The sequence below is a fragment of the Nocardiopsis prasina DSM 43845 genome (assembly GCF_000341265.1).
Lineage (GTDB): Bacteria > Actinomycetota > Actinomycetes > Streptosporangiales > Streptosporangiaceae > Nocardiopsis > Nocardiopsis prasina.
Window position 1 is genome coordinate 1 of sequence record NZ_ANAE01000125.1, and the last position, 26,295, is coordinate 26,295.

22 protein-coding genes are annotated in these 26,295 nt (G+C 70.5%); 19 read left to right on the forward strand and 3 right to left on the reverse strand.

All coding sequences use genetic code 11. The annotated features are described in order from the left end of the window. Positions 1-109 precede the first annotated feature (109 nt). Positions 110-1,009: a homocysteine S-methyltransferase gene (gene mmuM / locus D452_RS0112505; RefSeq protein ID WP_026129236.1), complete on the reverse strand. Its 900-nt coding sequence runs from the start codon at positions 1,007-1,009 to the stop codon at positions 110-112. Between the two features lie 96 nt (positions 1,010-1,105). On the opposite strand from mmuM, the gene D452_RS0112510 reads away from it, so the two are divergent. The 15 genes from D452_RS0112510 (at position 1,106) to D452_RS28220 (ending at position 19,256) form a co-directional block, all read left to right on the forward strand. After that, the gene (locus D452_RS0112510) at positions 1,106-2,770 is read left to right on the forward strand and encodes a UDP-N-acetylmuramoyl-L-alanyl-D-glutamate--2,6-diaminopimelate ligase (RefSeq protein ID WP_026129237.1); all 1,665 of its coding nucleotides are present in this window, start codon (positions 1,106-1,108) and stop codon (positions 2,768-2,770) included. 388 nt (positions 2,771-3,158) lie between these two features. Then, complete coding sequence (locus D452_RS0112515) at positions 3,159-4,607, forward strand: UDP-N-acetylmuramoyl-tripeptide--D-alanyl-D-alanine ligase (protein WP_017544492.1); 1,449 nt, start codon at positions 3,159-3,161, stop codon at positions 4,605-4,607. Beyond that, on the forward strand, positions 4,604-5,677 hold the full coding sequence (gene mraY / locus D452_RS0112520; protein WP_017544493.1) for a phospho-N-acetylmuramoyl-pentapeptide-transferase: 1,074 nt from the start codon (positions 4,604-4,606) through the stop codon (positions 5,675-5,677). The genes D452_RS0112515 and mraY overlap by 4 nt, the downstream gene beginning before the upstream one ends. A 4-nt stretch (positions 5,678-5,681) precedes the next feature. Next, a complete protein-coding gene (gene murD, locus D452_RS0112525) occupies positions 5,682-7,151 on the forward strand; it encodes a UDP-N-acetylmuramoyl-L-alanine--D-glutamate ligase (protein WP_017544494.1) in 1,470 nt (489 codons plus the stop codon). Positions 7,152-7,379: 228 nt separating this feature from the next. Further along, the gene (gene ftsW, locus D452_RS0112530; protein ID WP_026129238.1) at positions 7,380-8,822 is read left to right on the forward strand and encodes a putative lipid II flippase FtsW; all 1,443 of its coding nucleotides are present in this window, start codon (positions 7,380-7,382) and stop codon (positions 8,820-8,822) included. Next, the gene (murG, locus tag D452_RS0112535) at positions 8,819-9,979 is read left to right on the forward strand and encodes an undecaprenyldiphospho-muramoylpentapeptide beta-N-acetylglucosaminyltransferase (protein ID WP_026129239.1); all 1,161 of its coding nucleotides are present in this window, start codon (positions 8,819-8,821) and stop codon (positions 9,977-9,979) included. Before ftsW ends, murG begins: the two co-directional genes overlap by 4 nt. Next, positions 9,976-11,430, forward strand: a complete 1,455-nt coding sequence (murC, locus tag D452_RS0112540; RefSeq protein WP_017544497.1) for a UDP-N-acetylmuramate--L-alanine ligase — start codon at positions 9,976-9,978, stop codon at positions 11,428-11,430. Before murG ends, murC begins: the two co-directional genes overlap by 4 nt. Before the next feature lie 13 nt (positions 11,431-11,443). Next, on the forward strand, positions 11,444-12,196 hold the full coding sequence (locus D452_RS0112545; protein WP_017544498.1) for a cell division protein FtsQ/DivIB: 753 nt from the start codon (positions 11,444-11,446) through the stop codon (positions 12,194-12,196). 456 nt (positions 12,197-12,652) lie between these two features. Beyond that, entirely contained in the window at positions 12,653-14,116 is a 1,464-nt protein-coding gene (ftsZ, locus tag D452_RS0112550) for a cell division protein FtsZ (protein ID WP_017544499.1), read from the forward strand. Between the two features lie 155 nt (positions 14,117-14,271). Continuing rightward, positions 14,272-14,991, forward strand: a complete 720-nt coding sequence (gene pgeF / locus D452_RS0112555; RefSeq protein ID WP_017544500.1) for a peptidoglycan editing factor PgeF — start codon at positions 14,272-14,274, stop codon at positions 14,989-14,991. 83 nt (positions 14,992-15,074) lie between these two features. Next, complete coding sequence (locus tag D452_RS0112560) at positions 15,075-15,803, forward strand: YggS family pyridoxal phosphate-dependent enzyme (protein WP_017544501.1); 729 nt, start codon at positions 15,075-15,077, stop codon at positions 15,801-15,803. A 140-nt stretch (positions 15,804-15,943) separates the two neighbouring features. Further along, positions 15,944-16,471, forward strand: a complete 528-nt coding sequence (locus tag D452_RS0112565; protein WP_017544502.1) for a cell division protein SepF — start codon at positions 15,944-15,946, stop codon at positions 16,469-16,471. 39 nt (positions 16,472-16,510) lie between these two features. Beyond that, positions 16,511-16,810, forward strand: coding sequence for a YggT family protein (locus D452_RS0112570; protein WP_026129240.1), 300 nt, complete (start codon positions 16,511-16,513; stop codon positions 16,808-16,810). 127 nt (positions 16,811-16,937) lie between these two features. Beyond that, a complete protein-coding gene (locus D452_RS0112575; RefSeq protein WP_026129241.1) occupies positions 16,938-17,837 on the forward strand; it encodes a DivIVA domain-containing protein in 900 nt (299 codons plus the stop codon). A 69-nt stretch (positions 17,838-17,906) separates the two neighbouring features. After that, positions 17,907-19,256, forward strand: a complete 1,350-nt coding sequence (locus D452_RS28220) for a hypothetical protein (protein ID WP_051061304.1) — start codon at positions 17,907-17,909, stop codon at positions 19,254-19,256. 65 nt (positions 19,257-19,321) lie between these two features. Here the strand turns inward: D452_RS28220 and ileS are convergent, their stop codons facing one another. Beyond that, complete coding sequence (gene ileS / locus D452_RS0112585) at positions 19,322-22,522, reverse strand: isoleucine--tRNA ligase (protein ID WP_026129242.1); 3,201 nt, start codon at positions 22,520-22,522, stop codon at positions 19,322-19,324. Between the two features lie 366 nt (positions 22,523-22,888). Between ileS and D452_RS0112590 the strand changes: the two genes are divergently transcribed. The 4 genes from D452_RS0112590 to D452_RS0112605 all read left to right on the forward strand — a co-directional run bounded on the left by D452_RS0112590 (position 22,889) and on the right by D452_RS0112605 (position 25,256). After that, positions 22,889-23,149 carry a hypothetical protein gene (locus D452_RS0112590; protein WP_017544506.1) on the forward strand — a complete coding sequence of 87 codons (261 nt, stop codon included), beginning with the start codon at positions 22,889-22,891 and terminating at the stop codon, positions 23,147-23,149. Between the two features lie 165 nt (positions 23,150-23,314). After that, on the forward strand, positions 23,315-23,725 hold the full coding sequence (locus D452_RS0112595) for a TraR/DksA family transcriptional regulator (RefSeq protein WP_017544507.1): 411 nt from the start codon (positions 23,315-23,317) through the stop codon (positions 23,723-23,725). A gap of 29 nt (positions 23,726-23,754) precedes the next feature. Then, positions 23,755-24,333: a signal peptidase II gene (gene lspA, locus D452_RS0112600; RefSeq protein WP_017544508.1), complete on the forward strand. Its 579-nt coding sequence runs from the start codon at positions 23,755-23,757 to the stop codon at positions 24,331-24,333. Continuing rightward, on the forward strand, positions 24,330-25,256 hold the full coding sequence (locus tag D452_RS0112605) for an RluA family pseudouridine synthase (protein ID WP_017544509.1): 927 nt from the start codon (positions 24,330-24,332) through the stop codon (positions 25,254-25,256). Before lspA ends, D452_RS0112605 begins: the two co-directional genes overlap by 4 nt. Here the strand turns inward: D452_RS0112605 and D452_RS0112610 are convergent. Further along, positions 25,253-26,266, reverse strand: coding sequence for a DMT family transporter (locus D452_RS0112610; RefSeq protein WP_017544510.1), 1,014 nt, complete (start codon positions 26,264-26,266; stop codon positions 25,253-25,255). The two genes, D452_RS0112605 and D452_RS0112610, sit on opposite strands and share 4 nt — an antisense overlap. Positions 26,267-26,295: the final 29 nt, after the last annotated feature.

Here is a 26,295-nt window from a genome sequence, read left to right on the forward strand (position 1 = left end):
CGACACGGGCCCCGATCCGCGCAGGCCTGGGGGTGCTGCTTCCCTCGCTGCCGCTTTTCGCCGACGACAGTGACCGGCCGCGACACGAGAAACGATCCGCGCGGAGGGACTACGAATCGGCAGGGAGGGAGTCCACGAGCGACCGGATGGCACGCACGTGCTCGGGGCCGGTACGGCAGCAGCCACCCACGAGGGACACCCCGTCGGCGATCCACTGGGCGGCGGCGCGTCCGAAGTCCTGGGGGTCGGCTGTGCCGGTCCACTGTTGGGCCTCGGCGTCCCAGTACTCACCGGAGTTGGGATAGGCGATCGTGGGGACTCCCGTGCTTGCGACCTCGTGGAGAAGTGGGGCCACGTGGCTGGGCGGCACGCAGTTCACGCCCACGGCGACCAGGCGGTCGAGTGGGGCGAGTTCCTCCGCGACCTGGCGGAGGGGCGTGCCGTCGCTGATGTGTTCGGCGTCGACGCAGGAGAAGCTGAACCACGCGCGGACGTGGGGTGTCTCCTCCAGGAGCCGGGCGAGGGCTCGGGCCTCGGGGAGGGAGGGCAGCGTCTCGCAGGCCACGAGGTCGGCGCCGGCGTCGGTGAGGACCCGCCAGCGTTCGCGGTGCCAGAGGTGGAGCTCGTCCTCGGAGAGGCCATAGGCGCCGGTGTACTCGGAGCCGTCGGCGAGGGCGGCGCCGTAGGGACCCACGCTGGCAGCCACGAGGCCGTGGCCGAAGGCGTCGCGTTCGGTGAGGGCGAGCTCCACGGAGCGGGCGAGGAAGTCCAGAGCCTGGGAGTGCGAGTAGCCGCGTTGGGTGAAGGCGGCCACGCTGGCCTGGTAGCTGGCGGTGATGGCGACGTCGGCTCCCGCTTGGAAGTGGTCGCGGTGCACCTGGGAGACGAGTGCGGGCTCCTCAGCGAGGAGGCGGGCGGACCACAGGCCCCCGGAGAGGTCGCGACCGTGGGCTTCCAGGCTCGTGGCCAGACCCCCGTCCAGCACGAGTGGGCGCGGCGATTGCTTCATGGCGGTACCTCCTACGAGTGAAGTATCGCCCGTGGGCAGCGTGGAAATTACCGAGAGGTCCCCCGCAGCCGTTAACCTCCACACGTGCCACCGGTAATGCGACCTGAACACGCCAAACTCCGTCCACTGTCCGACCTCGCAGCGCTGCTCGGGCCGGACGCCACACTCCTGCGCCCAGACCTCGGCGCGGACCGTCCAGCGGACATGCCCGATCGGGAGATCCATGTCCGCGGTATCACCCACGACTCGCGCAAGGTGCGGCAGGGCGACCTGTACGCGGCCCTGCCGGGTACTCGCGCGCACGGCGCCGACTTCTCCCAGCAGGTGGCCGAGGCCGAGGCCGCGGCGATCCTGACCGACGCGGCGGGCGCGGACCGCGCGGCCGAGTCGGGCCTGCCCGTCCTGGTCGTACCGGACGCGCGCGCCGCGCTGGGAACGGTCGCGGCCTGGGTCTACGGCGAACCGGCCCAGGACCTGCTCCTCGTGGGCACCACCGGGACCAGCGGCAAGACCACGGTCACCTACCTGATCGAGTCCGGCATGCGCCACGCCGGGATGAGTACGGGCCTGGTCGGCACCGTGGAGATGCGTGTGGGCGACGAGCGCGTCGCCTCCTCGCTGACCACGCCGGAGGCCACGGACCTGCACGGCCTGTTCGCGGTGATGCGCGAACACGGGACGACGGCCGCCGCCATGGAGGTCTCCAGCCACGCGCTGGCCCTGGGCCGCGTGGGCGGCACCCGTTACGACGTCGCGATCTTCACGAACCTGTCCCAGGACCACCTGGACTTCCATTCGGACCTTCGCGACTACTTCGACACCAAGGCGCGCCTGTTCTCGCCGGAGTACTGCGACATCGCGGTGGTCAACGCCGACGACCGCTTCGGTCGCGCGCTGGTGGACATGGTGCAGGGACGCGGCAAGGTCCCGGTGACCACCTTCGCGGTGGAGGGCGCCTCGGACGCCGGTCCGGAGAACGCCATGGCTGCGGACTGGACGGCGATCGACGTCGAGCTCGGCGCCACCGGCAGCACCTTCCGTATCGTGGGCCCCGGCGGCATGGAGGCCCGCGCCTCGGTGGCGCTTCCGGGCCCGTTCAACGTCTCCAACGCCATGGCGGCCGTCGTGGGTCTGGTCGAGGCGGGGATTCCGCTGGAGACCGCCATCGCGGGCGTGGCCGCCGCTCCGGGCGTGCCGGGCCGCATGGAGCCGGTCGAGGTCCGGGGGAACTCGGGGTCGCAGGACTTCGCGGCCCTGGTGGACTACTCGCACAAGCCCGGCGCCATCGAGGCCGTGCTCAGCGCGCTGCGCGAGACCACCGACGGCCAGGTCACCATGGTGGTCGGCTGCGGCGGCGACCGTGACCGCGCCAAGCGTCCGCTGATGGGCGAGGCCGCCGCGCGACTGGCCGACCAGCTGATCATCACCAACGACAACCCGCGCACCGAGGATCCCGTCGCCATCGCCGCCGCGATGCTGGACGGAGTCGCCAAGGTCCCCGAGGACCAGCGTGCGCGGGTCACCGTGGAGTTCGACCGCGCCGAGGCGATCGGCCTGGGCGTGCACCGGACCGGCCCCGGCGACGTGGTGGTGGTCGCGGGCAAGGGCCACGAGACCGGCCAGTACGTCAAGGGCGACGTCCTGCCCTTCGACGACCGCGAGGTCCTGCGGGGCGCCATCGAGGACGCCCTGCGCACCCGGGCGAGCGAACGGCTCGGCAACGCCCTCCAGGACGTCCACCGGGTGCCTGACGAGGCCTGACGCCACGACACACCCGGGGCGCGCCGAACGTGGTGCCGTCCTCTTTCCGGGACGCGGTCCCAGACCGCGTCCCGGTGGTGTCCCCCTCCGTGACGTGCACGAATCACATGCGAGGTGCGTGTCGACGGTCACGAAGTGGAGCATATTGCTTCGCACAGGGCCCTGCCGGGACCCCAGACACCCCAACATGTTCTAAGGTAGGTCCGGCAATCGCAGCCCGACACGTGCCGCCCACACAGGCGCCCGCGGCCCGGTACCAGCCGGAGTTCGTGGCCCGGCGCGGCACCGCGCGCACGGTATCCGCGGTGCCATCCCCTGACCCGATCCCGAGGCCGGGTGGCCAATGCCCTTGGGGCGCCGTGGGCCGGGCCTGACATGAGGAGTGGATTTGATCGCGCTCACGCTCGATCGGATCGCTGAGATCACCCAAACCGCCATCGGCGGATCAGCGCGCCCCGACGCCGTCGTCGACGGCCCCGTCGTCATCGACTCTCGACAGGTGGCGCCAGGAGCGCTCTTCGTCGCCCTGAGCGGTGAGCGGGTCGACGGACACGACTTCGCCGAGACCGCCGTGGCGGCCGGAGCCGTCGCGGTCCTGGCCTCGCGCCCGGTCGACGCCCCCCACCTCCTGGTGGACGGCGGCGACGACGAGGTCGTGGCGGCCCTGGCCCGACTCGCCCGGCACGTGGCCACCGAACTCAGCGACCCCGCGCGCGGAACGGCCACCACCGAGGTCGTGGGGGTCACCGGCTCCTCCGGCAAGACCACCACCAAGGACCTCATCGCCCAGGTCGTGGGAGAGCTGGGCCCCACGGTCGCCCCCGCGGGTTCGTTCAACAACGAGATCGGCCACCCGCTCACGGTGCTCCGCGCCGACACCCGGACCAAGAACCTGGTGCTGGAAGTCGCGGCGCGCGGGATCGGGCACATCGCCCACCTGTGCCGGATCGCCCCGCCCCGGATCGGTGTCGTCCTCAACGTCGGCAGCGCCCACATGGGCGAGTTCGGCGGCCGCGACGCCATCGCCAAGGCCAAGGGCGAGCTCGTGGAGTCCCTGCCGCCCGGAAGCGAGCGGCGCGGGGAGGGCGGCGTGGCCGTCCTCAACGCCGACGACCCGCTCGTGCGCGCCATGCGCTCCCGCACCGAGGCCCGCGTGGTGCTCTACGGCACCGCCGAGGACGCCCAGGTGCGCGCCACGGACATCACCATCGGAACCGACGGCGCCCCGTCCCTCACCCTGAACCTGCGCGGCCGCACGGCCCGGGTCCAGCTGGGACTGGTCGGCGCCCACCAGGTCAGCAACGCGCTGGCCGCCGCGGCCGTCGCCGACGACCTCGGGATGGACATCGAAGACATCGCCGCCGCCCTCGGCGCGGCGACCCCGGTCAGCCGCTGGCGAATGGAGGTCACCGAACACCACGGTGTCACCCTCGTCAACGACGCCTACAACGCCAACCCCGAGTCCATGAGGGCGGCGCTGACCACCCTGGGCGCGCTCGCCCGGGATCGCCGGTCCATCGCGGTGCTCGCCCACATGGCCGAGCTCGGCGACGACGGCGGGGCCGAACACGAGAACGTGGGTGAGCTGGCCGCCGAGACCGGCGTGGCCCACCTGGTCGTGGTCGGCGAGGCGGCCGAGGGGATCGCAGTCGGAGCCGAACGCGCCGCCCAGCAGGGGCGGTGGCGCGGTGAGAGCATCCGGGTTCCCGACGCGGAGGCAGCAGCCGACGCGGTGCGCGAACGGATGCGCACAGGAGACGTTGTCATTGTGAAGGGATCGCGCGTGGCTGCGCTCGAAAGGGTCATCGACCTCATCACCAAGGGTGATGTCCAGTGATCGGCATCACCATAGCGGCGGGGCTCTCGCTGATCATCTCCATGGTGCTGATGCCGCCGCTCATCAAGCTCCTGTACCGGTTCAAGTTCGGCCAGGAGGTCCGCGACGACGGACCCGAGGGCCACAAGACCAAGCAGGGCACGCCCACCATGGGCGGCATCGTGATCATCCTCGGCGCGGTGGTGGGCTACTTCGGTTCCCACCTGCTGCTCTGGGCGATCCAACCGGCCGCCTCCGGGCCCACGGCCTCCGGCCTGCTGGTGATGTTCCTGTTCGTCGGCATGGGCTGTGTCGGCTTCCTGGACGACTTCATCAAGATCTACAAGCGCCGCAGCCTCGGTCTGCGCAGCGGCGCGAAGATGGTCGGCCAGGCCGTCATCGGTGTCGGGTTCGCCTACGGCGTCACCCAGTTCCCCAACGGGTACGGCTACACCCCCGCCGCCCCCCAGTTGTCGTTCCTGCGCGACTTCGGCCCGCCGCTGATGATCGGCGTGTTCGTCATCTGGGCGCTGTTCCTCATCGTGGGCTTCTCCAACGCGGTGAACCTCACCGACGGCCTGGACGGTCTGGCCACCGGCGCGACCATCCTGTCGCTGGCCGCCTACGTCATCATCGGCAACTGGCAGCTGCGCCAGTCCTGTGTGGAGGCGCTCACCTCCAGCTGCTACACGGTCCGCGACCCCCTGGACCTCGCCGTGGTGGCCTCGGCCGTGCTCGGTTCCTGCATCGGCTTCCTGTGGTTCAACGCCCCGCCCGCCAAGATCTTCATGGGCGACACCGGCTCGCTGGCCCTGGGCGGCCTGATCGTGGGTCTGGCCATCACCACCCGCACACAGCTCCTGCTGCTGCTCATCGGCGGCCTGTTCGTCATCATCACCATGTCCGTGATGATCCAGATCACCTCGTTCCGTCTCACCGGCAAACGGGTGTTCCGCATGGCGCCGCTCCAGCACCACTTCGAACTCAAGGGTTGGGCGGAGACCACCATCGTCATCCGGTTCTGGATCATCCAGGGCCTGTTCATGGCGATCGCCATCGGACTCTTCTACCTGGAATGGATGCCAAGCTAGAGGCATGCCGCACCACCATCCTTCCGACTCGTCCCGCACCGCCGCCCCCGCCGGGGGCGACGACCCCCTCGCGGGCGCGCGGGTCTGCGTCGCCGGTCTGGGTGTCTCCGGGCCCCCCGTCGCCAGGGCACTCCTGGCCCGGGGTGCCCGGGTGGTCGTCGTCGACGGCCGCGACGACGACACGACACGCCCGGTGGCCGCCGCCCTGACCGAGGCCGGTGCCGAGGTCGTCCTGGGCGACACCCCGCTGCCCGACGACTGCGACCTCGTGGTCACCTCGCCCGGTTGGCGTCCCGACTCCCCGCTCCTGGTCCGCGCCGCGGAGGCCGGGGTGGAGGTCATCGGGGACGTGGAGCTGGCCTGGCGGCTCAAGCCCGCCGACCAGGTGTGGCTCGCCATCACCGGCACCAACGGCAAGACCACCACCGTGCGCATGCTGGAGTCCATCCTGCGCGCGGACGGCCGCGATGCGCTCGCGGTCGGCAACGTCGGCACCCCGATCGTGGACGCCGTCCTCCCCGACGCCGACGGCCACGTCCACGACATCCTCGCCGTGGAGCTGTCCAGCTTCCAGCTGCACTGGTCCAACAGCGTCCGGCCGCACGCCGCCACGGTCCTCAACGTCGCCCCCGACCACCTGGACTGGCACGGCGGCCTGGAGCCCTACGCCCGCGCCAAGGGCAGGGTGTTCGCCCAGGGCACGATCCGCGTGGTCAACACAGCCGACTCCTGGTCCGTCCGTCTGGCCGAGGAGGAGGGCGACCCGCACACTCCGGTGGTGGGTCTGCGCCTGGACACGCCTCGCGCCGGTGAGCTGGGTGTGGTCGAGGACCTGCTCGTGGACCGCGCCTTCGTCGCCGAGCCGCACAGCAGCGCTGAGGAGCTCGCCTCCCTGGGCGACGTCCGCCCGGCCGCGCCGCACAACGTCGCCAACGCCCTGGCCGCCGCCGCCCTGGCCCGCTCGGTGGGGGTGGACCCCGCCTCGGTTCGGGCGGGTCTGACCGCCTTCGTGCCCGAGCCCCACCGCATCGCGCACGTGGCCACGGTCGCGGGCGTGGACTTCGTGGACGACTCCAAGGCCACCAACCCGCACGCCGCCGCGGCGTCGTTGAACTCCTACGACTCGGTGGTGTGGATCGCGGGCGGCCTGCTGAAGGGGGCCGAGGTCGACGGTCTCGTCGCCGGTGCCGCCTCCCGCCTCCGTGGCGCGGTGCTGATCGGCGCCGACCGCGAGCGCATCCGTGAGGCCCTGGTCCGGCACGCCCCGGACGTTCCGGTGGTGGAGGTGGAGGGCCCCGAACCCGACGCGCCCGCCGGTCACACGGTGATGGACGCGGTCCTCGCCCGGGCCACCGACCTCGCCCGGGAGGGCGACACGGTGCTGCTGGCCCCGGCCGCCGCCTCCATGGACATGTTCACCAACTACCCGGAGCGGGGCCGCTTCTTCGCCGAGGCCGTCCACCGGCTCGGCTGAACCGTCCCTCGTCCCCTGCGGCGAGCAGGAGCCGAAGCGGAGCACCCCCTCGGGCGAACACTGAGTGATCAGAGGCCACCCCTGCGTCATATCGAACGCGCGGGTGGCCTCCTGTGTGTCGCGCGGCACCCCACGCACCGCCAAAGATGGCCAACACGCGGGAAATGTCCACGGTTCCCGACCCGCCGGTACGCAAGTATTGAGGCGCGAATCGTGCGGAGGGTGTGGATGGCGGCGACGACAACGGTTCCCGGGGTGTCCCGCACCCGGGAACGCACGGCGGCCGGTGGCCGCGAACGGGGCCTCTGGCGTGAGTGGGCCCGGTCCCTGGACCGTCCCCTCACCTCCTACTACCTGATCCTCAGTACCGGGGTGATGCTCATCTCCCTGGGCCTGGTCATGGTGCTGTCCTCGACGATGGTCAACTCCATCACCGAGACCGGCTCGGCCTTCTCCGTGGTCCAGCGGCAGATGGTGTCGGCGATGATCGGCCTGCCGCTCATGGTGTTCGCCTCCCAGCTGCCCCTGTGGGTCTTCCGCATGGTCGGCTACCCGGCGATGATCGTGTCTGTGGCGCTGCTGCTGCTCACCGCCTTCCAGGGCACCGAGGTCAACGGTGCGATGCGGTGGCTGGAGGTCGGCGGCCTGGTCATCCAGCCCTCCGAACCGGCCAAACTCGCCTTCGCCCTGTGGGGCGCCAACATCCTCGCGCGCAAGGAGGAGCTGAAGGACCTCACGGAGTGGCGGCACCTGCTCATCCCTCTGGTGCCCGGCTGCGGACTCCTGGTGCTCCTCGTGCTGCTGGGCTCCGACCTGTCCACCTCCCTGGTGCTGCTCCTCATCTTCCTGAGCCTGCTCTGGGTGGTGGGGGCGCCCGCGCGGCTGTTCGTGGGCATGTTCGGCCTGGTCCTGGGGCTGGCCGCGATCGTCATCGCGATCGAGCCCTTCCGCATGACCCGAATCGCCGTGTTCCTCGACCCGGAGTCGGACCCGAGCGGTACCGGTTTCCAGTCACTGCACGGCCTGTACGCCCTGGGTACCGGCGGCATCTTCGGGGTCGGCATCGGCGCCAGCCGTGAGAAGTGGGGCTTCCTGCCCTACGCCGAGTCCGACTTCATCTTCGCCATCATCGGTGAGGAGTTCGGGCTCATCGGCACCCTGCTGGTCCTCGGCCTGTTCGGCATGCTGGGCTACGCGGGCCTGCGGGTGGCCTTCCGCGTCAAGGACGCCTTCTCGCGCCTGGCCGCCTTCGCGATCGTCACCTGGATCATCGGCCAGTCCATGATCAACATCGCCGCCGTCATCGGCCTGGTCCCCGTCACCGGCATCCCGCTGCCCCTGGTCTCCTACGGCGGCTCCGCGCTCATCCCGACGATGATCGCGCTCGGGGTGCTGCTCGCCATCGCCCGAAACGAGCCCGAGGCCCAGAAGGCCCTGGCGGCCCGGGGTCCCACTCGGGTCCAAAGGGCCATAAGCTGGCTTGGCCTGGAGAACATCGCCGCTTCCGTCCGTAATCAGAGCGGTTCGGCGCCCTCCAAGCGCACCACCGCGCCGCGCACCCCCCGCAAGTCGGGTGAGCGCGGGGCCCGGACCGGTGCCAAGACCACGGCCAAGAACAAGAGCGGACCGGTCCCGGCGGGTGACCGGCCAAGGAGGAATCGGCGACGATGAGGGTAGCCCTCGCCGGAGGCGGCACGGCCGGGCATATCGAGCCCGCACTCTCCCTAGCGGACGCGCTCCGGCGCGTGGACCCCAACACGGAGATCCTCTGCCTGGGAACGGAGCGGGGCCTGGAGACCCGGCTGGTCCCCATGCGCGGCTACGAACTGGGCCTGATCCCGGCGGTTCCCCTGCCGCGCAGGCTCACCCCACAACTGCTCACGGTTCCCGGCAAGCTGGCGGGCGCCCTCAGCGCGGCGGGAGAACAGCTGGACAAGCTCCAGGCCGACGTCCTCGTGGGCTTCGGCGGCTACGTGGCCACCCCCGGCTACCTGGCGGCACGGCGCCGTCGCATCCCCATCGTGGTGCACGAGGCCAACCCTCTCCCGGGCCTGGCCAACCGCCTCGGTGCGCGGCTCACCCCGCACGTGTTCACCGGCCACCCGCACACCCAGATCCGCAACGGCCGGTTCATCGGCATCCCGCTGCGCCAGCAGATCACCTCGCTGGACCGGCTGGCCATGGGTGACAAGGCCCGCGCCTACTTCGGTCTGCGCCCCGACCTGCCCACCCTGCTGATCTTCGGCGGCTCCCAGGGCGCCCAGCGCATCAACGAGACCGCCTTCCAGGCCGCGCCGGCCTTCCGCCGCGCCGGCGTGCAGGTCCTGCACGTGGTCGGCCCCAAGAACGCCGACGAACCCCAGGACCTCACCCAGGACGGCGTCCCCTACGTCGCCGTTCCCTACGTGGACCGCATGGACATGGCCTACGCCGCCGCCGACGTGGCGATGTGCCGCTCCGGGGCCATGACCTGCGCCGAACTCACCGCCGTGGGCCTGCCCGGCGCCTTCGTGCCGCTGGCCATCGGCAACGGTGAGCAGGCACTGAACGCCGAGCCGATCGTCCAGGCGGGCGGCGGCCTGATGGTCGAGAACGCCAACGTCTCGGTCGAGTGGATCACCGGCCAGCTCATCCCGCTGCTCACCGACACCGACCGTGTCGTGGCCATGTCGGAGGCGGCCGCCCGGATGGGTCGCCGCGACGCCGACACCGAACTGGCCCGGGAGGTCCTCGCGATCGCCCGCGGCGACAAGCCCACCCCCGAGATACAACTGTCCGACGACGACGGCGAGGACGCCTTCTACGACGACGGGAAGGACGCACGATGAGCCTGGTCACAACGACCGACCCGGTCCCCGTCGACGAACTCGGCCGTACCCACTTCATCGGTCTGGGCGGGGCCGGCATGTCCGGCATCGCCCGCGTGCTGCTCCAGTCCGGGGTTGAGGTCTCGGGCAGCGACGCCCGCGACAGCGAGACCCTGCGCGAACTCGAGCAGATGGGCGCCCAGGTCTTCGTGGGCCACGCCGCCGAGAACCTGGGCAAGGCCGACACCCTGGTGGTCTCCTCCGCCATCCGTGAGGACAACCCCGAACTCGCCGAGGCGCGCGCCCGCGGCATCCGCGTCCTGCCCCGGGCCGCCGCCCTGGGCGCCCTCCTGCTGGGCCGTGAGGGGATCGCGGTCTCGGGCACCCACGGCAAGACCACCACCACCTCCATGGTCACCGTGGTCCTCCAGCACCTGGGGGTCGACCCCGGGTACGTGATCGGCGGCAAGCTGGTCACCACCGGCCTGGGCGCGGACGCCGGGGTCGGCGAGGTCATCGCGGTGGAGGCCGACGAGAGCGACGGATCCTTCCTGATGCTCTCGCCCAAGGTCGCCGTGGTCACCAACGTCGAGGCCGACCACCTGGACAACTACAGCGGCATCGACGAGATCCACGCGAACTTCGCGAACTTCGTCGACCGGGTCGAGCGCACCCTCATCGTCGGGATCGACGACCCCGGCGCCCGCACCGTCGCCGAACTCGCCCGTGAGCGCGGTAAGAAGGTGCTCACCTACGGCGAGGCCGAGGACGCCGACTACCGGATCACCCGTATCCGGGCGCGCGGCTTCACCACGGAGTTCACGCTCACCACCGCCGACGGCGAGCCGATCGACGGCACCCTGGCCGTCCCGGGGCGGCACAACGTCCTGAACGCCGCCGCGTCCGTGGCCGTCGCCGACGAACTCGGCCACGACCTGGAGATCGCGGTGGAGGGGATCGCCGACTTCGCCGGCGCCGCCCGCCGGTTCGAGCTCAAGGGCGAGGGCGACGGCGTGGGCGTCTACGACAGCTACGCCCACCACCCCACCGAGATCGACGCGGACCTGCGCGCCACGCGCGCCGCCCTGCGCTCCTTCTCCGAGGATTCCGGGGAGGAGATCCCGGAGGGTCGGGTGGTGGCCCTGTTCCAGCCGCACCTGTACAGCCGGACCCGGATCTTCGCCGAGGAGTTCGCGACCGCCCTGAGCCTGGCCGACGAGGTCGTGGTGATGGAGGTCTACGCCGCCCGTGAGGACCCCGAGCCCGGAGTGACGGGGGAGATCATCACCTCGAAGGTCTCCCACGACGGGGTCCGGTACGTGCCGGACCGCGCGGACGCCGTGCGTACGGTGGCCGCTCTGGCCCGCCCCGGGGACATCGTCCTCACCATGGGCGCCGGTGACGTCACCGAGCTGGGGCCGCTGATCGTCGAGGAGCTGGCGCGGAACGCAGAAGGAACCGAAACCAGCTAAGAGGAGCACGCACGTGGCCGCTGACCGCAACAGGGCGAAGACCACGGAACGGGACGGGGAGGGCGGCGAGAGCGCGGTCCGCAAGGGGTCGGACCCCTGGAAGGTCGCCTTCGCGGTCCTGCTCGTCGTGTCACTGGTCTGCGTGGTCACGTGGGTGCTGCTCGGCTCCCGGCTCCTCGTCGTGCGTGAAGTCGCCGTCACCGGTCTGGACCGGGTCTCGAAGGAGGAGGTGGTCGCGGCCGTGGCCGTGGAGACGGGCACACCCCTGATCCGAGTCGACCTGGACCAGGGCCGCGACCGAGCCGAGGGACTCGACCTGGTCCAGGCCGCCGAGGTGAGCCGGGGCTGGCCCGCCACCCTCAGGGTGGAGGTGGTCGAGCGCCGTCCCCTGCTCGCCATCCGCATGGGGGAGGAGTACCGGCTCGTCGACGGCGACGGCGTACGAATCGAGGACTCCGCGACCCGGCCCGGCACGCACCCGCTGGTCCGGGTCACCGGCGAGATCGAGGGCAACACGGCGGTCCGGGCCGCCGCCGACATCGTCCAGGAGGCGCCGGACTCCCTCATCGCGCAGATACAGCTGATCGACGCGACCGACACCGACGACATCACCGTGGAACTCGGTGACGGATCAGTGGTGGAGTGGGGCGACGCGCGGGACACCACGGGCAAGAGCGACGTGTTGCGCGTGCTGATGCGCGAGCACCCGCCCGAGGACGGGCGCGTCTACGACGTGGGAACCCCGGACCTGGCCATCGTCCGGTGAAGCTCACCCCAAGTAACGGGATGGTCGCACAGGAGTCGGGGCAAGAGCCGCGCACCGGGACAAGGGGTACGAGTGGGAGCTCGGCGCCGCGAACCGAATCCTCCGCAAGGACATTCCAGACGCGACGCGCCGAGTGCGCACTTCGCTTCCTCGCGTTATACGCCGTTAGGCTGAAGTCGTCACCGGTTGCCCGCACCCGACGGTCCGCTTACTGTCGGGAAGCACAACCAACGTCAACAACGCAGTAAGACACGCTTTCAGGGGTACACGAGAACCGTTCGAGAACGGTCTTCGGTGGCCCCGGGTCTCCCCACTCACGGTCGCCTCCGGGCGCTGTGCGGGGGTACCCGAAACGCACACTGTAGAACCGGATGCCGGACCGCCGGCGCACCCGATGGCCCACGGCCGTCGGACGCGGAGACGGAACGGCGTAAGCGAGCGGAAAGGCCCCTCGTCGTGGCAGCACCGCAGAACTACCTCGCGGTCATCAAAGTCGTCGGTATCGGCGGCGGCGGTGTCAACGCCGTCAACCGAATGATCGAAGAGGGGCTCAAGGGCGTCGAGTTCATCGCGATCAATACCGATGCCCAAGCGCTGCTGATGAGCGACGCGGACGTCAAGCTCGACGTCGGCCGTGAGCTCACCCGTGGCCTTGGCGCAGGCGCCAACCCCGATGTCGGTCGCAAGGCCGCCGAGGATCACCGCGAGGAGATCGAGGAGGTCCTCAAGGGGGCCGACATGGTCTTCGTCACCGCTGGTGAGGGTGGCGGAACCGGCACGGGGGGAGCCCCGGTCGTGGCCAACATCGCCCGCTCCCTCGGGGCACTCACCATCGGTGTGGTCACCCGCCCCTTCGGTTTCGAGGGCAAGCGGCGGGCCACCCAGGCCGAGTCGGGGATAGCGATGCTCCGTGAAGAGGTCGACACCCTCATCGTCATCCCCAACGACCGGCTGCTGTCCATCTCGGACCGCCAGGTCAGCGTCCTGGACGCCTTCAAGGCGGCCGACCAGGTCCTGCTCTCCGGTGTCCAGGGCATCACCGACCTGATCACCACGCCGGGCCTGATCAACCTGGACTTCGCCGACGTCAAGTCGGTCATGTCCGGTGCCGGATCGGCGCTGATGGGGATCGGATCGGCGAGAGGGGACGACAGGGCGGTCGCGGCGGCCGAACTGGCGATCTCCTCGCCACTGCTGGAAGCGAGCATCGACGGCGCACACGGTGTGCTGCTGTCCATCCAGGGCGGCTCCGACCTCGGACTGTTCGAGATCAACGAGGCGGCTCAGTTGGTCGCCAACTCGGCGGCACCCGAGGCCAACATCATCTTCGGCGCCGTCATCGACGACGCCCTGGGCGACGAGGTCCGGGTCACCGTGATCGCGGCGGGCTTCGACGAGCCCGAGGTGTCCAGCCCCGCCACGCGGGAGCGTCAGCCGGTGGACCCTCCTGAGGCCGTCGCCCCCACGGCAGGCATCACGTCCGGCAGGGAGGAGTCGTCCGCGAAGGCGACGCCCCCCGGCACGGACGCGAGCGGGGCGCCGGCCACCAGCATGCCGTGGATCGCTCCGTCCCGCCCGGCCCAGCCGGTGCAGGAGGCTCCTCGGCCCGCCATGCCGCCGGTCCAGCCCGCGGTGACCCCGGAACCGGTCCGCCCCGAGCCCCAGCAGGCCCCGGCCGAGCCGGTCCAGGGCAACGGCTACCCGGTCCCGAGCGCGGAGCCCGAGCAGGTCGAGCCGGAGCCGGTCCAGGCGGAGGAGACCACCGCCCCGGAGCCCGAGGCCGCCGAGCCGGAGGAGCAGGCGAACCACGTCCACGCGGTGTCGGAGGCCTCCGAGCGCCGCAGCGAGGTTCCCACGCCCCGTCGCCGGGTCATCTTCGACGACCCCGACGACCTGGACGTCCCGGAGTTCCTCAAGTAGTCCGGCACCACCCCGGTACCATCGACGTGTCAGCGGCCCCGACCCATCTGCGGCGGGGCCGTCGCCGCCCTCGATGGGGCGCGGCGGAGGACGGCGGGGGCGACCCGCCGTCACTCCTCCGCCCACGGGGCAGAGGGAAGGACAACGTCGCGCCGATGGGCAACGTCATCGACCTGGGGCACGGTGTCCGTGCCGCCGTCACCGAACGCAAGGGCGGCGTGAGTCAGCCGCCGTTCGACTCGCTCAACCTGGGGCTGGGGTCCGGTGACACCCGGGAGGCGGTCACCGCCAACCGCCGACGCGCGGCCCAGGAGCTCGGGTTCGACGTCGACCGGGTCGTGTGGATGAACCAGGTGCACAGCGCCGACGTCCTCGTGGCGACCGAACCCGGTGGGGTCGGTACCTGTGACGGCGTGGTCACCACCCGCCCGGATCTGGTCCTGGCTTCGATGGCCGCCGACTGCCTGCCGGTGCTCGCCACCGACGCCGTCGCCGGTGTGTTGGGGGCGGCCCACTCCGGCCGACAGGGCACCGCCCACGGAGTCGCCGCAAACCTCGTCGACACCATGGTCGCCCAGGGCGCCCGCCCCGACCACATCACCGTCTTCCTCGGCCCCGCCATCTGCGGAAGCTGCTACGAGGTCCCACCCGAGCTCCAGGCCGAGACCGCCGCCCGGACACCCGAGGCCGCCTCGACCACGCGCCAGGGCACCACAGGCGTGGACATGGTCGCCGCCGTCACTGCTCAACTGCGCGGGGCCGGCGTCACCGACATCGTCACCGACGGGCGCTGCACCCTGGAGACCCCCGAACTCTTCTCCCACCGGGGCGACGCGCCCACCGGCAGATTCGCCTCCTTCCTCTGGCGCACCTGACCGCCGACCCGCCCGACCGGGCCGTCCCCAGCGGCCGGTTCCGGTCACGCGCCGCCCTCCTACCCCAGAAGGAACGATCGACAGTGTCACTGACCGACCCTGAGCGCACCGAGCAGATCCGCGCCAACCTCTCGGCCGCGCGGGCCAGGATCGAGGCGGCCTGCCACAAGGCCGACCGCGACCCCTCGGAGGTGTCGCTGATCGGCGTGACCAAGACCTACCCCGCCAGTGATGTGCGGATTCTCGCCTCGCTTGGTGTCACCGACGTCGGTGAGAACCGCGACCAGGAGGCCGCCCCCAAGGCGGCGGAGACCGCTGATCTCGGCCTGACCTGGCACTTCGTCGGCCAGCTCCAGACCAACAAGGCCCGCTCCGTGGCCTCCTACGCCGACGTCGTGCACTCGGTGGACCGGGCGAAGCTGGCCCGCGGGCTGGGGGACCGGGCCGCGGCGGCCGAACGGAGCCTGACCTGTCTGGTCCAGGTCAACCTGGACACCGACTCGCGGGCCGGGGTCCTCGGCCCGCGCGGAGGGGTCGACCCCTCCGACGCGCCCGCCCTCGCGGAGAGCATCGACGAGCACGAGGCGCTCACTTTGGGGGGAGTGATGGCGGTGGCGCCGCTCGGCGGCGACCCGGACGCTGCCTTCGCCGTCCTCAACGAGGTGGCGGGGCGGATTCGGGATCGCTACCCTCAGGCGACGGTGATCTCCGCCGGGATGAGCGGGGACCTGGAGGCCGCGATCGGACGAGGCGCGACACACCTGCGACTCGGCACGGCGTTGCTTGGCGCTCGGGGACCGATCGTGGGGTAATGTCCCCACATAGACCTTGGGGCCCGTCTGTGGCGTTCGCCCGAATGGACGAACACCCCGCTGAGGCGGGGCGCAGGGGCTGGAAACGACGGAGGAGTCGGCTGCGGTGAGAACGCCGCGGGGACGACGGAGGACATGAGATGGCCGGCGCGATGCGCAAGATGGCGGTCTACCTCGGCCTCGTGGAGGACGACCGTTACGATCACCGCTATGCGGACGAATATGATGAGTTCGACGATTTCGATGAGGGCGTGGAGGAGCAGCGTGACCGCGACGCTGACACTCCGCGAGGCGAGGAAACACGAGGCGACGCTGTGACGGACACCGGCGACTACCTGGGAACGGGTGAACGGCGCGGTGGAACGACCACGACAGCCTCAACCGCCGACCTTGCTCGGATCACCACGCTCCATCCACGCACCTACAACGAGGCGCGTACGATCGGAGAGCACTTCCGGGAAGGTACACCGGTGATCATGAACCTGACCGAGATGGTCGACAGTGACGCCAAGCGTCTGGTCGACTTCGCGGCTGGTCTGATCTTCGGTCTCCATGGCAGTATCGAACGCGTGACGAACAAGGTGTTCCTGCTGTCCCCGGCCAACGTCGAGGTGACCGCCGAAGACAAGGCGCGGATCGCCGAGCGAGGGTTCTTCAATCAGAGCTAGATCATCACATTTGTCCAGAGATTGGGTCGGGGAACGACCGTGAGTATGGTCCTGTATGTGCTGCTGCTTCTGCTTCAGCTGTTTGTCTTCGTGCTGATAGCGCGGGTGGTGTTGGAGATGGTGATGTCCTTCTCCAGGACCTGGCGGCCTACCGGGTTCGTGCTTGTGCTCGCCGAGATCGTCTACACGATCACCGACCCGCCACTGAGGTTCCTACGCAGGTTCATCAAGCCGGTCCGGCTGGGAAGCGTCGCACTCGACCTGAGTGTGCTGATTCTCTTCTTCGCCGTGATCATCCTTCAGAGCGTTCTGAGGGTCCTGATGGTGAACGTGTCGTAGGGGTTGGGGGGCGGAAAGGACCGCCCTGGATTCCGATATGTGGTCTTGGTCATGATCTGGATTGCCGTAAGGTCACGATCAGGTAGCGTCCCTACGGACAGACTCCAAGCGCGCCAAGGAGACGAACATGCCGCTGACACCCGCTGATGTGCGGAACAAGCAGTTCAGTACCACCCGGCTCCGGCCGGGGTACGACGAAGAAGAGGTCGACGCCTTTCTCGACGAGGTCGAGTCCGAGCTGGACCGACTCATCCAGGAGAACGAGGAACTGCGCGGCAAGCTGGCCGAGTGCCTGAGGGGCAAGGTCCCCAACGCCGGTATGCAGGACTTCCAGCAGCAGGAGCAGGCGCCCGAGGCCCCGCAGCAGCAGATGGAACAGATGCGCCCGGAGCCCGTCCAGGCGCAGCAGCCCGTCGAGCCGCAGCCCCAGCCGCCCGCGCCGCAGCCGCAGATGGGCATGACCGGCGCCAACCTGGCCATGGGTGGCGAGGAGAACATGGACACGGCCGCCCGCGTCCTGGCCCTCGCTCAGCAGACCGCCGACCAGGCGATCTCCGACGCCCGCCGCGAGGCGGACGAGACCCTCGGCCGCGCCCGCCACGAGTCCGAGGACATCCTCGGTAAGGCGCGCCGTCAGGCCGACCAGATCATCGGCGAGGCCCGGGCCCGCTCCGAGAACCTCGACCGCGACGCCCAGGAGCGCCACCGTCAGGTCATGGGCAGCCTGGTCCAGCAGCGCGAGGAGCTCGAGCACAAGGTCAACGTGCTCAAGGACTTCGAGCGCGAGTACCGCAGCCGCCTGAAGGACTACTTCGAGCGTCAGCTGCGCGAGCTCAACGAGGAGGGCAAGTCCATCGAGCCCAACCCGAACACCACGGGTGGGTTCCAGACGATGGCCCCCCAGTCCGGCGGGACCCCCGCGCTTCAGCAGCACGGCCCCGGCCCCGGCGGTAACCCGTTCGGTCAGCCCGAGCCCGCCCAGCACGGTGGTTTCCACCCGGGCGAGGCCCCGCACGAGCGTCGCTGAACCTCAGCGGATGCGGCTCCGAACAACTGAAAACTCCGGCTCCACACGTGTAAAGGCCCTGGTCGACCCGTGATCCTTAGCCTCCTCGCCACCGTGGCGGTACTGGCGGCCCTTGTCGTCATCGCGGCCGCCCTGGTGCTCGCCGAGCCCACCCTGGTGTACTTCGCCTTGGGACTCGGCGGGTTGAGCGTCCTTCTTCTGTTGGGCGCGCTCCTCCAGGGACGGTTCGGCGGGAGCAGTTCGGACACGGCACGGACGGACGGTTTGGGGAAGTCGTCCGTCCCCGTGGTGGCCGCCGCTTCGGCGGCCGGCGCGGTACCGGGCACACAGTGGGAACCGGAGCACTCCGGGCGCGTACCCGCACCGGCTGCTCAGCCGGTGCGGGAATCCGCCGTTACGGAGCCTCTCGTGCCCACGGGGCACGAGGTCGGTGAGCCGCGCGCCGCGGCCGCCGAGGAGAACGAAGAGGAAGCGGAGTTCGAGGTTCCCCGCTGGCAGACCCCCACCATGGGGAGTTGGCCCGAACCGGTCGTCGAACCGGAAGCCGAGCCGAAGCCGGAAGAGCACTCCGAGAGGCCCGAGCCCGTCCCAGAACCCGACGGATCGGACGAACCCCCGCAGGTCGAGAAGACCCCCGAGAGGGAGGCAACCCACGAGGCCGCGCTGGACCCGACCGAGGTGACCGAGGTCGAGGACGCGCCGGAGCCCGTGGTCGCTGTGGCGGAGATGGAACCGGTCACGGAACCGGACGAGTCCGTCATCGAGCCCGAGAGAGCGGACGAGTGGACCTCCGTTGCGGAGATCCCCGTCGAAGAGACCACCGTGGATGCCGCGCCGCTCCCCGAGAGTGATGACGAGGCACACGCGCAGGAGCCGCACCAGGAGGACCGGGCGCCCGAGGACCTCGGCCCCGAGGCCCCGGACCCCGCCGAGGACGTGGAACCGTCCGTGGCCTACGCGGCCCTCCTCGACGCACACGGCGATTACCCCGAGGAAGGCGAGCCGCAGCGGGAGTCCGACCAGACCGAGTCGGAGCAGGCCGCGTCCGAACAGGTCGATCTTGGGCAGGACCCCCAGGTCGAGCAGGCAGAGTCCGACCAGGAAGGGCTCCAGCAGGCCGCGTCCGAACAAGTCGAGCCTGAGCAGGACCCCCAGGTCGAGCGGGTCGAGTCCGAACAGGCCGGGATCGAGCAGGACGCCCGGACGGAGGAGGCCGAGACCTCCCTGGAGCCCCAGGAATCGGACACGGCACCGGAGAGCGCCTGCGGGAACGAGGACGAACCCGTCCGCGAGGACCCCGCGGACACCTCGGCCCACGAAACCGACACACCCGAAGGCCCCGAGGACCGCGAGGAACCGCAGGACCGGGTGGAGGACTCGGGACGCACCAGGGAACCGGACTCCTCCCTCTCCGCCTGACCCAGGAACACGGAAGGACCCCGCTCATCATCGAGCGGGGCCCTTCCACATCGCTGCGATCGACGTCAGGCGCGGCGGAAGCCGAAGACCACGTCGAACTCCTCCGACTCCGCCGAGTGGGGGGCGTCCTCGGCCACACCGGCCACGAAGGCGTCGGCGAGCACCTCGCCGGCGATGGTCCGACCGTGCTCGGTCAGGGCCTCACGGATCGCGTCGTCACCGGTGGTCCACCACACGTGGATGCGGTCCGACACGTCGAGGCCGCTGTTCTTGCGGGCCTCCTGGAGCATCCGGACCATCTCGCGGGCCAGACCCGCGCGACGCAGCTCCGGGGTCAGCTCCAGGTCCAGGGCCACGGTCTCACCGGCCTCGGAGGCCACGGCCCAGCCCTCGCGGGGCTGTTCGGTCACCAGCACCTCGTCGGCGCTGACCTCGACCGGCTCGTCCTCGACCCGCACCTGCGCCCAGCCGGTGTCACGGACCTGCGCGACCAGGGCGGCCGGGTCGGCGGCCTGGATGGCCTTGGCCACCAGCGGCGTGCGCTTGGCGAACCGCTTGCCCAGAGCGCGGAAGTTCGGCTTGACCACGTAGTCCACGAGGTCCCCGCCGACCGACGACAGCGAGTCCAGACCGGCCACGTTGAGCTCCTCCGCCACCTGGCCGCGCAGCTGCTCCGGCAGGTCGGCGAAGCCCGGGGCACCCACCAGGGCGCGGGCCAGCGGCTGACGGGTACGCATGGCCGAGTCGACCCGCGCGGACCGGCCCAGTTCCACCAGACGGCGGGTGAGCGCCATGTTCTTCGACAGCTCGGTGTCGATCAGGTCCTCGTTCACCCGGGGCCACGACGCCAGGTGCACCGAGTCGGCGGCCTCCGGGCGGCGCAGCGCCGACCACACGTGCTCGGTCAGGAACGGGACGATCGGCGCCATCAGCAGCGTGACGGTCTCCAGCGCCTCGAACAGCGTCGCGAAGGCGGCCGCGCCCTCGGGGGTGTCGGCCCCGCCCCAGAACCGGCGGCGGGAACGGCGCACGTACCAGTTGGAGACGTCGTCCACGAACGCGGTCAGGCGGCGCCCGGCCCCGGTCGTGTCGAACTCCTCCATCGCCTTCGTGACGTCCCGGACGACCTCGTTCAGCTCCGACAGCAGCCAGCGGTCCAGCACCGGGCGGTCCTGCGGAGCGGGCGCGTCGGCCAGCTTCGAGTGGTCCCAGCCGTTCCCGGCGTTGGCGTACAGGGTGAGGAACGACGTCGTGCTGTAGTACGTCAGCAGCACCTTGCGGACGATCTCCTCCAGGGCGGCGTGGCCGACCCGTCGGGCGGTCCACGGTGAGCCGCTGGCCAGCATGAACCAGCGCAGGGCGTCGGCACCGTGCCGGTCCATGACCGGAATGGGCTGCATGACGTTGCCCAGGTGCTTGCTCATCTTGCGGCCGTCCTCGGCGAGGATGTGGCCGAGCACGACCACGTTCTCGAACGAGTTGCGGCCGAACACCAGGGTGCTCACCGCGAGCAGCGAGTAGAACCAGCCGCGGGTCTGGTCGATGGCCTCGGAGATGTACTGAGCGGGGAAGTTCTCCTCGAACGTCTCCTTGTTCTGGTGCGGCGCCCCCCACTGGGCGAACGGCATGGAACCGGAGTCGAACCAGGCGTCGATGACCTCGGGCACGCGGCGGGCGACCCGCTGGTCCTCCGGCAGGGACGGGTCGGCGTCGGGGTCGGGGATGACGACGTCGTCGACGAACGGGCGGTGCGGGTCCAGGTTGGACAGGTCCTGGCCGCTGAGCTCGCTCAGCTCCTCCAGGGAGCCCACGCAGATCCGGCGGCCGTCGGGGAACTCCCAGATCGGCAGCGGGGTGCCCCAGTAGCGGTTGCGGGACAGCGCCCAGTCGACGTTGCCGCGCAGCCACTCGCCGAAGCGGCCCTCCTTGACGTTCTCCGGCACCCAGTTGGTGACGTCGTTCTGCGCGAGGAGTTCGTCCTTGACGGCGGTGGTGCGGATGTACCAGGACGGGACCGCGTAGTAGAGCAGCGCGGTGTGGCAGCGCCAGCAGTGCGGGTAGGAGTGCTCGTAGTTCAGGTGGCGGAAGAGCAGACCGCGGTCCTTGAGGTCGCGGACCAGCGTCTTGTCGGCCTCCTTGAAGAACACCCCGCCCACCAGGGGGAGTTCGGCCTCGAAGGTCCCGTCCGGGCGGACCGGGTTGACCACGGGCAGGCCGTAGGAGCGGCAGACCAGCATGTCGTCGGCGCCGAAGGCGGGGGACTGGTGGACCAGACCGGTGCCGTCCTCGACGGTGACGTAGTCGGCGAGCACGACGTAGTGCGCGGGCTCGTCGAAGGGGACGAGGTCGAAGGGGCGCTGGTAGGTCCACCGCTCCATCTCGTCGCCCTCGTAGCTTTCGCCGGTGAGCTCCCAGCCCTCACCGAGGACCTTCCCGAACAGAGGTTCGGCGACCACGAGCCGCTCGTCGCCGTTGGTGGCCACCACGTACCGGACGTCCGGGTGCACGGCCACGGCGGTGTTGGACACCAGGGTCCACGGGGTGGTCGTCCACACCAGCAGTGAGGTGGGGTGCTCGGGAGCTGCCAGCGGCCCCGAGGTGATGGGGAAGCGCACGTACACCGACGGGTCGGTGACGGTCTCGTACCCCTGGGCCAGCTCGTGGTCGGAGAGCGTGGTGCCGCAGCGGGGGCAGTAGGGGCTGATCCGGTAGTCGCGGACCAGCAGGCCCTTGTCCCAGATCTGCTTGAGCGCCCACCAGACCGACTCCACGTACTGCGGGTCCATGGTGCGGTAGGCGTCGTCCATGTTCACCCAGTAGCCCATGCGCTCGGTCATGGCGGTGAACGCGTCCACGTTGCGCAGGACCGACTCGCGGCAGCGCTCGTTGAACTCGGCGATACCGAAGGCCTCGATGTCCTTCTTGCCGCTCAGGCCGAGTTCCTTCTCCACGGCGACCTCGACGGGCAGGCCGTGGCAGTCCCAGCCGGCCTTGCGGTCGACGTGGTAGCCGCGCATGGTGCGGAACCGCGGGAAGACGTCCTTGAAGGCGCGGGCCTCGACGTGGTGCACGCCGGGCTGGCCGTTCGCGGTGGGCGGGCCCTCGTAGAACACCCAGTTCTCGTTGCCGCGCGTCTGTTCGAGGGAGCGCTGGAAGACGTTCTCCTTCGACCAGCGGCCGAGGATCTCGCGCTCCGTCGCGGGCAGGTCGATCTGGGCGGGCAGCTGGGGCAGCGCGCGGGATTCGGGCCGGGGGTCGTCGGTCACCGTCGTACCTTTCTCCATCAGGGGTGTTCCTGACGGAGGGACGAGGCCGGGCCCCGCGGTACCACCCTCCTTGGAGCCGCGTCCGGGTCCGCTGGGCGGATCGGTGGCGGGTCCCACTTCGTTGGGTTCGTGCCGGTTCTACTGGGGTGCGCGCGGTGCACGCGACCTGTTCTTCCGGCGGCTCCGGGGTGATCTTCGCGCTGGTCGTTGCCCCCGGGCTCGCACCGTCCCCGGGTCGCTTGGGCGGTCCAGCCCCCTCTAGGCTGTGTCCGTCCGGTCGGGGCCAGCGTTACTCGTCCCCATCGACACGACTTCAGGATAACGCAGTGCGGCCAGGCGCGCCGCGCTTTAGTTGGGGGTGCGGCCATGGCGGAGCGGACACGGGGCGCGGTGCTGGTGACCCTGGCCGACCGCGAGGACGCGGAGGAGCTCGCCGAGCAGCTCCAGGAGCAGGGTTACGAACCGTGCAGGGTGTACCGGGACATGCTCGCGGGGGAGGACGACGCCGAGGATGCCGACTGGGTGATCGAGGTGCTGACCGGACCGCACGGCGGCTCGGCGGTCTTCGACGAACCCCACCTGCGGCTGCTCGCCGAGGACTACGGCGGCTTCGCCGTGGCGGAGTGACCCCGGGGGAGTGAATCCCCTTCACCAGCCGCACCGCACCGCCGGGATCGTTGCCTTGGACCGGGGGATTGCCTAGGCTCACGGCACCACTCACGGCCGTTCCGAAGGGGAGACCCCCCAGTTCAGGAGGGGTGCGGGGCCATGGGTACGCGGAGGGGGAGTGCGATGAAGGCCACCGAGGCGGCGGCGCTGCCGGTGCGACAGGGTGAGGAGCCCTGGACGTCGGGAGAGCTCGCTCAGGTCCGGAAGCAGCTGGAGGGCGAGATGGCGGCCCAGCGGGCGGAACTCAGGGAAGGCGAGGAAGCGCTCGCCGAGCGGCTCACCGATCCGGTCGAGGGTGCGGGCGACGACCCCGCGGACGCCGGGGCGAAGACCTTCCAGCGCGAACACGATCTGGCGTTGGCCTACAATACTCGTGACCTGCTCGCCAAGAGCGAGCGGGCGATCGAACGGATGGACGCGGGGACCTACGGGGTCTGTGAGTCATGCGGCCAGGCCATCGGGAAGGCACGTCTACAGGCCTTTCCGCGCGCCACCCTGTGCGTCAACTGCAAACAGCGCGAGGAGCGTCGCTGACTGAGGTAGAGCCCTCCGGGGACAGCAACATGACCACGACCGACAACACCGTCGCCCGGCCGCGCAGGTACGTACTCCTGTTGCTGGTCGCGCTGGCCGCGATCGTCGCCGACCTCATCACCAAGGAATGGGTGCTCGCCGCCTTCTCTCAGGGTGAGCGCCTCGACGTCCTCGGCAGCTTCGTCCAGTTCACCCTGGTCTACAACACCGGTGCCGCGTTCTCGCTCGGCACCGGCTACACCTGGGTGTTCACCGCCATCGCCACCATCGTGGTCCTCGCGATCGCCTGGATCGGCTGGCGCGTGCGCAGCCTGTGGTGGGGCGCGACGCTCGGCCTGATGATGGGCGGTGCCGCGGGTAACCTCGTCGACCGCTACTTCCGGGGCGAGACGCCCGGGACGGGCGCGGTCGTCGACTTCATCAGCGTCGGGAGCTTCCCGGTGTTCAACCTGGCCGACTCCTGCGTGGTGGTCGGGGCCTGCCTGGTGGTGGCGCTCACGTTCAAGGGGCTCAACCTGGACGGGACGAGGGCCGAGGACGAGGCCGCCGAGCCTGATGAGGGCGCCGAGAAGGACCGCGACGACAACGACGAAGGGAAGGGCGCATGAGCGACACGAGAAGCCTGCCCGTCCCTGACGGACTGGAGGGGGACCGGCTCGACTCCGCCATCGCGCGGATGTTCGGGCTGTCCCGCACCCGCGCCGCCGAGATCATCGGTGACGGCGGGGTCCTCCTCGACGGCTCCGAGGCGGCCAAGTCCGACCGGGTGAGCGCCGGCGCCTGGCTGGAGGTCACCCTCCCGCCGCCGCCCACCGCCCCGGTGCCCAGGGCCGAGGCGGTCCCCGGCATGCGGATCGTGCACGAGGACACCGACATCATCGTGGTGGACAAGCCGGTCGGCGTGGTCGCGCACCCCACGGTCGGCTGGACCGGTCCGAGCGTGCTGGAGGGCCTGCTGGCCTCGGGCGTGCAGCTGGCCACCAGCGGTGCGGCCGAGCGTCAGGGCATCGTGCATCGGCTGGACGCCAACACCACCGGTCTGATGGTCGTGGCCAAGAGCGAGACCGCCTACAGCGTGCTGAAGCGGGCGTTCAAGGAGCGCACCGTGGACAAGCGGTACCACACGCTGGTTCAGGGCCACCCGGACCCGCTGCGCGGCACCGTCGACGCCCCGATCGACCGTCACCCCGCCGGTGATGGCCGTTGGGCCGTGGTCGCTGGCGGGCGCCCCTCGGTGACGCACTACGACACCCAGGAGGCCTTCCGGGCCGCCAGTCTGTTGGAGATCAAGCTGGAGACGGGCCGCACCCACCAGATCCGGGTGCACATGTCCGCGCTGCGCCACCCGTGCGTGGGCGACTACCTCTACGGCGCCGACCCGACGCTCGCCGAGCGGCTCGGGGTCAGGCGCCAGTGGCTGCACGCGGTGCGGCTGGGCTTCGACCACCCCACCGAGCACCGTCCGGTGGAGTTCTCCAGCCCCTACCCCGACGACCTGCGCGCCGCCGTGGAGCTGCTCCGCGAGGACTAGCGCGCGCCATTCCCCTCCCGGTCTCCTCCGCCGTCCTGCCCCACCGGGGCCGGACGGCGGACGTGCAGGACCCGCTGGCACAGTGCCGCACCCAGGATGATCACCAGGGCCCCCACCGGCTGGTTCCAGGTCAGGGTCTCGCCGAGCAGGACCACACCGGCGGTGACGGCGACCACCGGGACGACGTAGGTGACGGTGGTGGCCACGGTGGCGCCCGCGGCCCGGACGATCGCGTAGTTGAGGATGTAGGCGAACCCGGTGCCGAACACGCCCAGGGCGGTCACCGCGAGGGCGACCCGCCAGGTCAGTTCGGTGGGGGCCTCGGTGAGCAGTGGGGTCAGCACCAGCAGGGGCAGGGTGCCGAGCAGCATCTGGAGGGAGCTCAGCTCCAGCGCGCTGTGCGGGCTTCCCGCCACGAACCGGCGCAGGTAGGGGGTGCCGATCCCGTAGCAGACGGTGGCGCCCACCACCAGGAGCATGCCGAGCAGGGCGTCGTCGTCGGAGACGTTCACCTGGCCCAGGGAGTTCCAGACACCGAAGACGGTGAGGACCCCCAGGAAGCCGATGCCCAGGCCGAGGAGGCGGGTCCGGTCGGGTCGTTCGTCGCTCAGGATCAGCATGGCGAACACCACGGCGAACAGCGGGGTGGAGGCGTTGACGATCCCCATCAGTGCGGACGGGATGAGCTTTCCCGCGTAGCCGAACAGAGTGAACGGGATGGTGTTCAGCAGCAGCGCGGCCACGAACATGTGACACCAGAGCCGGGGTGAGGACGGCAGGCGCCCCCGGCTGAGGAGGAGGACGGCGAGCAGGGCCAGGGCGCCGGTGCCCATGCGCCCGAGGGCGAGCTGGAGCGGCGCGAGCACCTCCGCGCCGATCCGGATCAGGACGAAGCTCATGCCCCAGATGAGCGCGAGCAGCACGAACTTGGCACGCCAGCTCAGGAACGGGGCGCTGCGCGGTGCGACGACCGGCGGGGAGGAAGCGACGGTGTCGGGAAGAGTGGACATGGGATGTTTCTATCTGTGCACGATCCCTT

What these genes read in the sequence shown, in the direction of transcription:
- murG (WP_026129239.1), top strand. Translation starts at nt 8,819, where the DNA reads ATGAGGGTAGCCCTCGCCGGAGGCGGCACGGCCGGGCATATCGAGCCC.
- pgeF (WP_017544500.1), top strand. Translation starts at nt 14,272, where the DNA reads ATGGGCAACGTCATCGACCTGGGGCACGGTGTCCGTGCCGCCGTCACC.
- murD (WP_017544494.1), top strand. Translation starts at nt 5,682, where the DNA reads ATGCCGCACCACCATCCTTCCGACTCGTCCCGCACCGCCGCCCCCGCC.
- mmuM (WP_026129236.1), bottom strand. Translation starts at nt 1,009, where the DNA reads ATGAAGCAATCGCCGCGCCCACTCGTGCTGGACGGGGGTCTGGCCACG.
- D452_RS0112605 (WP_017544509.1), top strand. Translation starts at nt 24,330, where the DNA reads ATGAGCGACACGAGAAGCCTGCCCGTCCCTGACGGACTGGAGGGGGAC.
- lspA (WP_017544508.1), top strand. Translation starts at nt 23,755, where the DNA reads ATGACCACGACCGACAACACCGTCGCCCGGCCGCGCAGGTACGTACTC.
- ftsW (WP_026129238.1), top strand. Translation starts at nt 7,380, where the DNA reads ATGGCGGCGACGACAACGGTTCCCGGGGTGTCCCGCACCCGGGAACGC.
- D452_RS0112590 (WP_017544506.1), top strand. Translation starts at nt 22,889, where the DNA reads ATGGCGGAGCGGACACGGGGCGCGGTGCTGGTGACCCTGGCCGACCGC.
- D452_RS0112595 (WP_017544507.1), top strand. Translation starts at nt 23,315, where the DNA reads ATGAAGGCCACCGAGGCGGCGGCGCTGCCGGTGCGACAGGGTGAGGAG.
- D452_RS0112575 (WP_026129241.1), top strand. Translation starts at nt 16,938, where the DNA reads ATGCCGCTGACACCCGCTGATGTGCGGAACAAGCAGTTCAGTACCACC.
- murC (WP_017544497.1), top strand. Translation starts at nt 9,976, where the DNA reads ATGAGCCTGGTCACAACGACCGACCCGGTCCCCGTCGACGAACTCGGC.
- D452_RS0112610 (WP_017544510.1), bottom strand. Translation starts at nt 26,266, where the DNA reads ATGTCCACTCTTCCCGACACCGTCGCTTCCTCCCCGCCGGTCGTCGCA.
- D452_RS0112510 (WP_026129237.1), top strand. Translation starts at nt 1,106, where the DNA reads ATGCGACCTGAACACGCCAAACTCCGTCCACTGTCCGACCTCGCAGCG.
- D452_RS0112565 (WP_017544502.1), top strand. Translation starts at nt 15,944, where the DNA reads ATGGCCGGCGCGATGCGCAAGATGGCGGTCTACCTCGGCCTCGTGGAG.